Origin of the sequence: Streptomyces sp. SID5785, from assembly GCF_009870065.1 — a bacterium.
Lineage (GTDB): Bacteria > Actinomycetota > Actinomycetes > Streptomycetales > Streptomycetaceae > Streptomyces.
The window spans coordinates 1-10784 of sequence record NZ_WWIA01000250.1; the positions used below are offsets into that span (position 1 = coordinate 1).

At 72.2% G+C, this 10784-nt stretch carries 11 protein-coding genes and 1 pseudogene; 10 read left to right on the forward strand and 2 right to left on the reverse strand.

Annotated features, from left to right (window positions below; translation table 11 throughout):
* From GTW43_RS07535 to GTW43_RS07545, 3 genes are all read left to right on the forward strand, one after another.
* The coding region (locus GTW43_RS07535) for a glycerophosphodiester phosphodiesterase (protein ID WP_161300849.1) at window positions 1–994 on the forward strand (994 nt) is incomplete at its 5' end.
* Between the two features lie 74 nt (window positions 995–1068).
* Complete coding sequence (locus GTW43_RS07540; RefSeq protein ID WP_161300850.1) at window positions 1069–1584, forward strand: sigma-70 family RNA polymerase sigma factor; 516 nt, start codon at window positions 1069–1071, stop codon at window positions 1582–1584.
* A gap of 39 nt (window positions 1585–1623) precedes the next feature.
* A complete protein-coding gene (locus GTW43_RS07545; RefSeq protein ID WP_161300851.1) occupies window positions 1624–2136 on the forward strand; it encodes a GNAT family N-acetyltransferase in 513 nt (170 codons plus the stop codon).
* Between the two features lie 8 nt (window positions 2137–2144).
* Here GTW43_RS07545 and GTW43_RS07550 read toward each other — a convergent pair whose 3' ends face one another.
* The gene (locus GTW43_RS07550; protein WP_237536459.1) at window positions 2145–2531 is read right to left on the reverse strand and encodes a hypothetical protein; all 387 of its coding nucleotides are present in this window, start codon (window positions 2529–2531) and stop codon (window positions 2145–2147) included.
* A gap of 109 nt (window positions 2532–2640) precedes the next feature.
* Window positions 2641–3000: a hypothetical protein gene (locus GTW43_RS07555; RefSeq protein WP_161300852.1), complete on the reverse strand. Its 360-nt coding sequence runs from the start codon at window positions 2998–3000 to the stop codon at window positions 2641–2643.
* Between the two features lie 72 nt (window positions 3001–3072).
* On the opposite strand from GTW43_RS07555, the gene GTW43_RS07560 reads away from it, so the two are divergent.
* From GTW43_RS07560 to GTW43_RS07590, 7 genes and pseudogenes are all read left to right on the forward strand, one after another.
* Window positions 3073–3723, forward strand: coding sequence for an HAD-IA family hydrolase (locus GTW43_RS07560; protein ID WP_161300853.1), 651 nt, complete (start codon window positions 3073–3075; stop codon window positions 3721–3723).
* Window positions 3724–4085: 362 nt separating this feature from the next.
* Window positions 4086–5141 carry an ATP-binding cassette domain-containing protein gene (locus tag GTW43_RS07565; protein WP_161300854.1) on the forward strand — a complete coding sequence of 352 codons (1056 nt, stop codon included), beginning with the start codon at window positions 4086–4088 and terminating at the stop codon, window positions 5139–5141.
* Window positions 5138–5893 (forward strand): methionine ABC transporter permease, encoded by a 756-nt coding sequence (locus GTW43_RS07570; protein ID WP_161300855.1) that lies wholly within the window; start codon window positions 5138–5140, stop codon window positions 5891–5893. The genes GTW43_RS07565 and GTW43_RS07570 overlap by 4 nt, the downstream gene beginning before the upstream one ends.
* A 69-nt stretch (window positions 5894–5962) precedes the next feature.
* Complete coding sequence (locus GTW43_RS07575; RefSeq protein WP_161300856.1) at window positions 5963–6793, forward strand: MetQ/NlpA family ABC transporter substrate-binding protein; 831 nt, start codon at window positions 5963–5965, stop codon at window positions 6791–6793.
* A 166-nt stretch (window positions 6794–6959) separates the two neighbouring features.
* On the forward strand, window positions 6960–7598 hold the full coding sequence (locus GTW43_RS07580) for a GNAT family N-acetyltransferase (protein WP_161300857.1): 639 nt from the start codon (window positions 6960–6962) through the stop codon (window positions 7596–7598).
* A gap of 158 nt (window positions 7599–7756) precedes the next feature.
* Complete coding sequence (gene cbiE / locus GTW43_RS07585) at window positions 7757–8971, forward strand: precorrin-6y C5,15-methyltransferase (decarboxylating) subunit CbiE (protein ID WP_161300858.1); 1215 nt, start codon at window positions 7757–7759, stop codon at window positions 8969–8971.
* Between the two features lie 356 nt (window positions 8972–9327).
* Window positions 9328–10784, forward strand: a pseudogene (locus GTW43_RS07590) (5,6-dimethylbenzimidazole synthase); the annotation flags it as partial.

The window sequence follows — 10784 nt, forward strand, 5'->3', positions numbered from 1 at the left end:
CGCCCACCGCGGCACCAGCGGCTACCGTCCCGAGCACACCCTGGGCTCCTACCAGCTGGCGCTCGAGATGGGCGCCCACGTCATCGAGGCCGGCGACGTCGTCCCCACCAAGGACGGCCACCTCGTCCTGCGGCACGAGCCGGAGATCGGCGGCACGACCGACGTCTCCGCGCACCCGGAGTTCGCCTCGCGCAGGACCACGAAGGTCATCGACGGGGTCTCCACCACCGGCTGGTTCACCGAGGACTTCACGCTCGCCGAGCTCAAGACCCTGCGGGCCACCGAGCGCATCCCGGCCAACCGCCCGCACAACACGCTGTACGACGGCCGCTGGGAGATCCCCACCTTCGAGGAGGTGCTCACGTGGCGCGCGAAGGCGAGCAAGGAGCGCGGTCGTGAGGTCTGGATCCACGTCGAGACCAAGCACCCCACCTACTTCCGCACGATCGGTCTCGGTCTCGAGGAGCGCGTCGCCAAGCTGCTGCGCGCCCACGGTCTGCACAGGAAGAACTCGCCGGCCTTCCTGCAGTCCTTCGAGCCGACCAGCATCCAGCGCCTGAACAAGCTCGTCGGCAACCCGCTCGTGGTGCTGCTCTCCACGGCGGACTCCCGCCCCGCCGACTTCGTCGCGAACGGCGACCCGCGCACCGTGGCCGACCTCATCACCCCCAAGGGCCTCAGAGAGATCGCCGGCTACGCCCAGGGCATCGGCCCCACGCTCGACCTGGTCATCCCGAAGGACAAGAGCGGCAAACTCCTCGAACCGACCACCCTGGTCAAGGACGCGCACGCCGCCGGGCTGCTCCTGCACCCGTACACGATGCGCAACGAGAACACCTTCCTGCCCGCCGACTTCAGGAAGGGCACCGACCCGAACGCGTACGGCGACGCCTTCGGCGCCTTCCGGACCTACTTCGCGACCGGCATCGACGGCATCTTCACCGACAACTGCGACACCGGCCTGCTCGCCCGCGAGGACTTCGTCAACGGCTGACCCGCCGATCCCGGTTGGAGTGAGACGCGGCCGCCCCGGCAACCGGACGCCGGGGCGGCCGCGTCCCGCCGTGCATGATCCACGACACCGTCCTCGCCGCCCTGCGCCCGCTGCTCGCGGCGGAGGCCCGCGCCGAACTGCCCGGCGACGGCCACGCCGACCTCGAGCAGGCCGTCTGGCTCCGCCTCCTGGAGCGCGTCGACAGCCAGGGACCGCCTCCGGACCTCGCCGCCTGGCTCATCGCGGCGGTCCGCGCCGAGGCCCGCCGGCACCGCCGCACCGCGGACCACGAGCGGCCCTACGCCGGCGAACCGGTCGCCGACGAGCCCGCCGCCACGGACCCCGAGCACCGCGCCCTGACCCGCGAGCGGGCCCGTGCCCTGCATTCGGCCGTACGCCGCCTCCCCGGCCGCTGCCCGCGTCTCATCGGTGCGCTCCTGTCACCCGAAGACCTCACTTACCGTGAAATCGCAGGCGAGTTGGGTATCTCACAAGGCAGTCTTGGGCCGGAACGTTCCAGATGTCTGGGATGCCTGCGCAGAATCCTGCCCGCCGAGGTTGCGCCGAGGGGTCGCCGGGGAAAAGGGTGAGGGACAACCGGCGGACAGGTGAGCGGGAGGCATGCACACATGGGCATGAGCGTGACCATCTCTGCGGCGACCGAAGCGGACGCCGAGCAGATCCTCAAGCTGCAGTACCTCTGCTACCAGAGCGAGGCGCAGCTCTACGGGGACTACTCGATCGAGCCGCTCACGCAGTCCCTCGACTCGGTCAGGGCCGAACTGACCGGCGGCACCGTCCTGGTGGCCCGCCTCGGTGACGAGGTGGTGGCCTCCGTGCGCGGCTCGGTGGACGCCGACGGCACCGCCCGCATCGGCAAGCTGATCGTCCACCCGCGCATGCAGCGGCACGGCCTCGGCGGCCGGCTGCTCGGCGCCATCGAGTCCGCCCTCGGTACCGCGGGCGCGGCCCGGCGGTTCCAGCTGTTCAGCGGTCACCGCAGCGAGCACAACCTGCGGCTGTACCGCAAGCACGGCTACACGACGGTCGACACCCGGCAGGTCGACGAGCGGCTCACGCTCGTCACCCTCGCCAAGGACGCCCAGGGTCTCGACGCGGCGGCGCTCGCCACGAGCGCCTGAGCGCCGGCTCAGCCCGCGGAGTCCTCCGGCTGCTGCCGCAGCACGCCCTTGCGCAGCCAGTACATGGCGGTCAGCGGCAGCAGCACCGGAATGAACAGATAGCCGATCCCGAAGTCCGACCAGACCGTCGCGTCCGGGAACGCGGACGGCTCGACGAGCGTCCACGCCCCGACGATCAGCACCCCGGCCAACTCCAGGCCGCAGCACACGAACGCGGCGCGGCGCGCCGTGTCGCCGCCGCGCACCAGCGAGTACGTGATGAACCCGTAGACGAGTCCGGCCACCGCCGACAGCGAGTAGGCGAGCGGAGCCCTGCCGAAGTCCGTCGAGATCTGCACGGCCGAGCGCGACACCGCGCCGACGACCATCACCCCGTACAGCCACACGAGCAGCATCCCGGGACCGCTGATCAGCCGCCGCCGGCCGCCCGTCGCCGGACCGGTCGGACCCGCGCCCGTGTGCTGTCCGGCGCCGGTGTTCTTCTCCGAGGAGGTCACAGCCACCTCATCCTCCCCAGATGTCGTAGAGCCGCACTTCGAGGACCGCGAGGACCACACCGCCCGCGGCGACCGTCACCGAACCCCAGCGGGTCCGCTCCGCCAGCGACATGAACCCGACGGCGGGGACGCACGCGAACGCCCCGATCAGATACGCGACGAAGATCGTCGTGCCCTGGTCCGGCTTCTCGCCCCGCGCCAGCTGCACGATCCCGACCACCAGCTGCAACAGCGCCAGCGCCGACACCACGGCCATACCGATGAAGTGCCAGTCCTTCGTCGGCTGGTCGCGGTACGCGGCGAACCCGCACCACGCGGCGAGCGCGAGCGCGGCGAGACCCGTCACCAGGGTCAGGACATCAAGCATGGGCCAGACCCTATTACGGGACAGAAGGCCCGCCGCGCCCGGCCCCGGAGCGCCCCCGTACGCTCAGGAACCATGGAGACGACCGCCGACGCCCTGCTGTTCGACAACGACGGAACGCTGCTGTCCTCCATCGAGTCCGTGTACCGCTGCTGGACCCGCTGGGCGCAGGAGTACGGGATCACCGCCGACGACTTCGCGGGCGTCACCCTGCACGGCCGCACCACCCCGGAGATCGTGGCCGACCTGCTGCCCGCCGAGCGGGTCGGCGAGGCCGTCGCCCGCATCGACCGGCTGGAGGTCGAGGACGTCGCGAACGGCGGCATCACCGTGCTGCCCGGCACCGCACGGCTGCTCGCCGCGCTCCCCGAGGGCAGCTGGGCCGTCGTCACCTCCGCCACCCGCCGGCTCGCCGGGGCCCGGCTGGCCGCCGTCGGCATCAGGCCGCCGCTGCTGATCGCGGGGGACGACGTCACGCGCGGCAAGCCGGACCCCGAGCCGTTCCTGCTCGCTGCCGGGAAACTCGGGGCCGATCCCGCGCGCTGCGTCGTGTTCGAGGACGCCCCGGCGGGGCTCGCCGCCGGTCGCGCGGCCGGGATGCGGACCGTGGCGTTGACCACAACGCACCAGGCGCACGAGCTGACCGCCGACGCCGTCGTCGACGACCTCTCGGCCGTGTCAGTACTGGCCACGGCGGCCGGCCTGCGGATCACCGCGGGCGCCTGACGGGCCCGGCGCCCCCGTCCAGGGCTGTCCGCTATACGGACAGCGGGCGCCGGACACCGTCACCTGTCTGCTTTACTTGCCGCATGACCACGACGAGCAGCCGCATCCTTGCGACCGAGGCGACCATGACGCCCGGTGCTCGTTGTATGTGTCGAATGTGCGCCTTCTGAGGGCCCCCGCACCACCAGTTCTCGCGCCCCGAAGCGAGACTCGGTCTGCCCGCGCACTGTGTCACGTACTGGTCCCAGTACCCGCTCCCCGTCGAGAGCGAGAGCACCCCGCGCCCGGACTCACCGTTCCCGAATGAATGCCCCGTGCCCGGCGACACCCCTGCCGCGCACTCGACAGTGACGGAAACCCACGTGATCACCACCCAGGGCCTCACCAAGGTCTACCGCTCGAGCGGCCGCGAGGTCACCGCCCTCGACGGCGTCGACCTGCACGTCCGCGAGGGCGAGGTGTACGGCGTCATCGGCCAGTCCGGCGCCGGCAAGTCCTCCCTCATCCGCTGCGTCAACCTCCTGGAACGCCCCACCTCCGGCACCGTGACGGTGGCCGGCCAGGACCTCACCGCGCTCGCCGGCCGCGGCACCCGCGCCGGCAAGCAGCTCCGCGAGGCCCGCAGCCGCATCGGCATGGTCTTCCAGCACTTCAACCTGCTCTCCTCGCGCACCGTCCAGGACAACATCGAGCTGCCGCTCGAGATCCTCGGCAAGTCGGGGAAGGAACGTTCGGCCAAGGCGCTCGAACTCCTCGACCTCGTCGGCCTCGCCGACAAGGCCAAGGCCTACCCGGCCCAGCTCTCCGGCGGCCAGAAGCAGCGCGTCGGCATCGCCCGCGCCCTCGCCGGTGACCCGAAGGTGCTGCTCTCCGACGAGGCGACCTCCGCCCTCGACCCGGAGACCACCCGCTCCATCCTGCAGCTCCTGCGCGACCTCAACCGCCAGCTCGGCCTGACCGTCCTGCTCATCACGCACGAGATGGACGTCGTCAAGACCGTCTGCGACTCCGCCGCCCTCATGGAGCGCGGGCAGATCGTCGAGTCCGGCACCGTCAGCGAGCTCCTCGCGACCCCCGGCTCCGAACTCGCCGCCGCGCTCTTCCCGGTCGGCGGCGACGCCTCCGGCGCGGACCGCACCGTCATCGACGTCACCTTCCACGGCGAGTCCGCGACGCAGCCGGTCATCTCGCAGCTGTCGCGCACCTACAACGTCGACATCTCGATCCTGGGCGCCGCGATGGACACCGTCGCCGGCAAGCAGGTCGGCCGCATGCGCATCGAACTGCCCGGCCGCTACGAGGACAACGTCGTGCCGATCGGATTCCTGCGCGAGCAGGGCCTCCAGGTCGAACGCGTCCAGGGCGACCCCCGCCACGACGAGCCGTCCGTACTGCTGAAGGAAGGTGTCACCAAGTGACCTGGTCGGAGATGCAGCCGCTGCTGTCCCAGGCGTGTTGGGACACCCTCTACATGGTCGGCTGGTCCACGCTGATCGCCATCGTCGGCGGACTCCCGCTCGGCGTCCTGCTGGTCCTCACCGACCGCGGCGGCCTGCTGCAGAACGCCCTCGTGAACAAGGTCATCGGCCAGGTCGTCAACATCGTCCGCTCGATGCCCTTCATCATCCTGATGGTCGCGCTCATGAGCTTCACCCGCGCGGTCGTCGGCACGACCATCGGCCGCGAGGCCGCCATCGTGCCGCTCGCCATCGGCGCCATCCCGTTCTTCGCCCGGCTCGTCGAGACCGCCGTGCGCGAGGTCGACGGCGGCCTCGTCGAGGCCGTGCAGTCGATGGGCGGCAACACCTGGACCGTCGTGCGCAAGGTCCTCGTCCCCGAGTCGCTGCCCTCCCTGATCTCCGCCACCACCACGACGATCGTCGCGCTCATCGGCTACTCCGCGATGGCCGGCACCGTGGGCGCCGGCGGTCTCGGCGACATCGCGATCCGCTACGGCTACCAGCGCTTCGAGGGCAACCTCATGTGGATCACCGTCGCCGTCCTCGCGGTCGTCATCTCGCTCATCCAGTTCGCCGGCGACAGCGGGGCCCGGGTCCTGCACCGCCGCGCGGGCAAGGGCGGCGAACCACTCCGGTTCCGCCTGCTCGGCGGCTTCCTGCCCGGCGGCCCCGCCGCCGCGCAGGCCGCCACCGGCAAGACCACCCGCTGACCCCACCCGCCGCATCCCTGACTCCCCGTCCCCCGGCGGGTTGCACCACCCTGGAGAAAGGCACTTTTCGTGCGTAACACCACCAAGATCACCGCTGCTGTCCTCGCCACCGGCGCGCTCACCCTGGGCCTCACGGCCTGCGGCTCCGACAAGGGCGACACCAAGGCCAAGGCCTCGGACACCCTGGTCGTCGCGGCCACCCCCGTGCCGCACGCCGAGATCCTCGACTACATCAAGGACAACCTGGCGAAGAAGGAAGGCCTCAACCTCGAGGTCAAGGAGTTCACGGACTACGTCCAGCCGAACAACGCCACCGAGGACGGCTCCGTCGACGCCAACTACTTCCAGACCCAGCCCTACCTGGACGACTTCAACAAGAAGAACGGCACCCACCTCGAGTCCGTCGCCACGGTCCACCTCGAGCCGCTCGGCCTCTACTCGAAGAAGGCCAAGAAGGTCGAGGACCTCGCCAAGGGCGGCACCATCGCCGTCCCGAACGACGCCGACAACGAGAGCCGCGCCCTGCGCTTCCTCGCCTCGACCGGTGTCATCTCCCTGAAGAAGGGCGCCGAGGCCACCGCCACCCCGGCGGACGTCGCCAAGAACCCCAAGGGCCTGAAGTTCAAGGAGGTCGAGGCGGCGCAGACCCCGCGCTCCCTCGAGGACGTCGACGGCGCGGTCATCAACGGCAACTACGCCATCGGCGCCGACCTCAAGCCCGCCAAGGACGCGCTCGCCCTCGAGTCGACGAAGAACAACGCGTACAACAACGTGCTCGCGGTCAAGAAGGGCAGCGAGTCCGACCCCCGCGTCAAGAAGCTCGCGAAGCTCCTCACCTCGCCCGAGGTGAAGAAGTTCATCGAGGACAAGTACAAGGGTTCCGTCCTGCCCTCGTTCTGATACCTCATCACTTCTTGACACGTCCACGATGCGGTTTCATGGGGGCCGCACCCGGCAACGGGTGCGGCCCCCCTGTGCAGTGACGTGCCTTCATGCTGCATGCTGGGCACTCACCCCGGCCGGCACGAGGGACGAACAGGCGGCCACGAAGGTTACGGAGCGGCGCATGACGAACACCTTCCCCGAGATCTCCATCAGCACGGAGCGCTTGGTGCTGCGTCCGCTCGACGAGGACGACGTCCCCGCCCTCGCGGAGATGATGAACGACGAACTGGTCGCCGCCTGGACGTCCGTGCCGCAGCCCTTCACCGAGGACGGCGCACGCCGCTGGATCAGCCACCACGCACCCCGCCAGCGCACCTCGGGCCAGGGCCTCGACCTCGCCGTCACCGAGTTCCTGACCCAGCGTCTGGTCGGCGTCGTCCAGCTCACCAAGACCAACTGGCACGTCCGTGCCACCGAACTGTCCTACATCGTCGCCCCCTGGGCCCGCGGTGAGGGATACGCCTCCGAGGCCGCGCTCGCCACCGCCCAGTGGCTCTTCCGCGACCAGGGCCTCGAGCGCATCGAGCTGCGCACCGCCGCCGACAACACCGCCTCCCAGCAGGTCGCCCAGAAGATCGGCTGCATCAGCGAGGGCGTCCTGCGCAACGCCTGCATAGCGCGTACGCGCACGGAGGACGGCGGCTGGGCCGAGGTCCGCACGGACTTCATCGTGTGGAGCCTTCTCCCGGAGGACCTCGAAGGGGTCACGGAGCAGCTCGCGGAGGCCGGCGGCTTCACCGCCTTCTCCGACTGGAACTGACCCGCCCCTCCCCGTCGCCGGGCGCGCCATGCATTTCAGGGGCGCGGGGAACTGCGCGACCAGCCCCCACCGGCCCGCAGCCCGCGGCGAACGTCCCGACCCCACCGGGTACGCTCACGGTGCCCCGCCCCCCGCGCACACCCAGGAGACTGACGACGATGGCCGACCGGGTCACGGTGATCGGCTGGGACGGATCCCCGCTGACGGCGGCAGCCCGCTCCGCGCTCGGCGCCGCCACACTCGTGGCGGGCGCCGCCCATCACCTGGCACTGCCCGAGGTGCCCACGGGCGCCGAACGCATCCGCCTCGGCAGCGTCGCCCTCGCCGCCCGACGCATCGCCGGCCACCGCGGTACCGCCGTCGTCCTCGCGGACGGCGACCCGGGCTTCTTCGGCGTCGTGCGCACCCTGCGCGCCCCCGAGTACGGCCTCGAGGTCGAGGTCGTGCCCGCCGTCTCCGCCGTCGCCCAGGCGTTCGCCCGCGCCGGCATGCCCTGGGACGACGCCAAGGTGGTCGTCGCCCACCGCCGCACCCTGCGACGCGCGGTCAACGTGTGCCGTGCCCACACCAAGGTCGCCGTCCTCACCTCGCCCGGCGCCGGACCGGCCGAACTCGGCCTGCTCCTCGAAGGAGTCCACCGCACCTTCGTCATCTGCGAGGAACTCGGCACCGACCGCGAACAGGTCACCGTCGTCACCTCCGACAAGGCCGCCGACCACACCTGGCGCGACCCCAACGTCGTCATCGCCATCGGCGGCCCCGTCGCCGGCGCCACCGAGAACGGCGGCTGGGTCTTTGGCGGCGACCCCGACACCGCACCCCGCGGCTGGGCCCTGCCCGCCACCGCCTACACCGGCCCGTTCGGCGAGGGCGAGACCGAACAGCTGCGCGCGGGCCAGCTCGCCCGGCTCGGCCCCCGCACCGGCGACCTGGTGTGGGACATCGGCTGCGGCAGCGGCGCCTTCACCGCCGAGGCCGCCCGCTTCGGCGCCGCCGTCATCGCCGTCGACAGCGACGCCGACGCCTGCGCCCGCACCCTCGCCACCGCCCGCCGCCTCGGCGTCCAGACCCAGATCGTGCACGGCACCGCCCCGCACGTCCTCGAGGATCTGCCCGAACCCGACGTCGTCCGGATCGGCGGCGGGGGAGCGGCCGTCGTCCGCGCGGTCGCCGACCGGCGGCCCGCCCGCATCGTCACCCACGCCGCGACACGCGACGCCGCCGAACTCGTCGGCCGGGACCTGACGGAACACGGCTACGACGTCGAGTGCGCCCTCCTGCAATCCGTCGAACTGGACACTCGCCGCTGGACGGAGAAGGAACGGACCGTGGGCTTCCTGCTGTGCGGGCGCCTTCCGGATCGCCACCCGTGACCCGGACGGCCGGGCGCGCGCGGTAGGCTGACCGATTGTTGTACCGCAGCGGGACACCTGACAGTTCGTCGGTCAATGTCCCGGAAACGCACCACTCTTGGAGCGCCTGTGGTACGGCACGACCGGAGGACGCGCAACGTGGCGCAGTCCACAGAAAGCCATGGTCGAACTACGTACCGTGGCCGCGGTCCGACGGGGACAATGCCTGTTGTCCGGAGTCGGTTCGTGCCGCGCGGCGCGTGCGCTCGTTCTACTGGACGGGCGGCGACATCGCTCCGGTCAAGGGGGTTGCTCCACCGGCGGTCGGCCGGGAGCGGAGCGGCCGGTAAGTTCTCACGATGGGCGAGGGGTAGGTCATGACCGAAACCGGTCAGGTTCCGGGCGAAGGGCTGCCGGAGAGCGCGGGGGTGGATCAGCAGGGCGTTCCCGCCCCGGGCGCGTACACCTACCTCGATCCCGCCGAAGCCGTCACCGAGGACGACGAGCTGCTCCTGATGCCCGGATCCCAGGGCGCCTGGGGCCAGCCGCAGGCCGCCGCGTTCGCCGGGGCGCCGCAGCCGCAGCAGCCGGGCCCCGCCGCCGTGCACGAGCCCGGCCCGCACGAGATGGCCGGCCGCGACAGCGGACACCACGACCTCGGCGCCCTGCAGATGCCGCAGGCCGCCGCCCCCGCCGCGGGCCAGAGCCAGGGCGGCCCGCGCCGTCCGCTGCACATGGGGCCGCCCGTGCCCGAGGCCGGTACGGGGCCCGTGCGTTCGCTGGCCGACCGGGGCCCCGCGCAGGCGACCCCGCCGCATGCGATGCCGCTGCACCAGTCCGGTCCGCCCACCGTCGGCCCCGAGTACCTCGACGTCCCGCCGCAGGGCGCCGCCCCGTGGCAGCCCGCCGGAGTGCAGGCCGAGCCGCAGCAGGCCGGGTACGAACAGCCCGTCGAGGCGCCCGTCGCGCCCGTCGCGCCGGCCGCGCCCGCCATGCCCGCAGAAACGGTCGTCCCTGACCCCACCGCCCCGTACGCCGACGGGAGCGGGCAGCCGGGCCAGTTCCCGCAGCCCCAGATGCCGGGCGGCGGCCAGGAGTTCCAGCCCGCGCCGGAGCAGCCGGTGGCCGCGTACGCCGGACAGCCCGAGCAGGCGTCGTACGCCGCGGCGCCTCAGCCGCAGCAGGCCCAGCCGTTCGTCGGCGAGCAGACCATCGGTCAGTTCGTGCCGGTGGAGGGGCAGGTGCCGACCACACCGCACCTGGCCCCGACGCCGCCGCGGGCGATGGTCGTCCCGCCGCTGCCCGAGGCCTCCGTGGCCCCCGAGCCGGTCGACGGATCGGCGGCCGAGCCCGTCGCGGAGACCGGTGCCGGGCAGCCGCTGCCCGAGCCCGCCGCCGAGCCGGTCCGGGAGCAGCGGGTCCAGGAGCAGCCGATCCCGGACCAGCAGGCCGCGGACCAGCCGGTCGTCGACCAGCAGGTCCCCGACCACCAGATTCCCGACGACCAGTCGGTGCCGCAGCCGGCCGAGGAGCACCCGCCCGTCCTGCCCGTGCAGGAGCAGGTGCAGGCGCAGGAGCTGCCCCTCCAGGAGCAGGCTCCGGTCCAGGAAGCGCAGCCCGGTCAGCCCCAGGAGCTCCAGGAGCCGCAGGACGACGCCCGCGCGCAGGGCCCGCAGGTCCAGGAGCCGCAGCCCGAGCCGGCCGAGGCCGCAGCCCAGGACGCCGCAGATGCCGTGGACGCCGCGGACGTCCCGGCCGGCCCCGAGGCCGTGACCGGCGAGCCGCAGCCCGTCGCCGAGCAGCCCGCCCCGGCGCTGGACGGGCTCGACGCGCC

Excerpts from the sequence above, each read along its gene's own strand:
- GTW43_RS07540 (WP_161300850.1), top strand. The coding sequence starts at position 1,069 with ATGATCCACGACACCGTCCTCGCCGCCCTGCGCCCGCTGCTCGCGGCG.
- GTW43_RS07560 (WP_161300853.1), top strand. The coding sequence starts at position 3,073 with ATGGAGACGACCGCCGACGCCCTGCTGTTCGACAACGACGGAACGCTG.
- GTW43_RS07550 (WP_237536459.1), bottom strand. The coding sequence starts at position 2,531 with ATGCTGCTCGTGTGGCTGTACGGGGTGATGGTCGTCGGCGCGGTGTCG.
- GTW43_RS07545 (WP_161300851.1), top strand. The coding sequence starts at position 1,624 with ATGGGCATGAGCGTGACCATCTCTGCGGCGACCGAAGCGGACGCCGAG.
- GTW43_RS07580 (WP_161300857.1), top strand. The coding sequence starts at position 6,960 with ATGACGAACACCTTCCCCGAGATCTCCATCAGCACGGAGCGCTTGGTG.
- GTW43_RS07555 (WP_161300852.1), bottom strand. The coding sequence starts at position 3,000 with ATGCTTGATGTCCTGACCCTGGTGACGGGTCTCGCCGCGCTCGCGCTC.
- cbiE (WP_161300858.1), top strand. The coding sequence starts at position 7,757 with ATGGCCGACCGGGTCACGGTGATCGGCTGGGACGGATCCCCGCTGACG.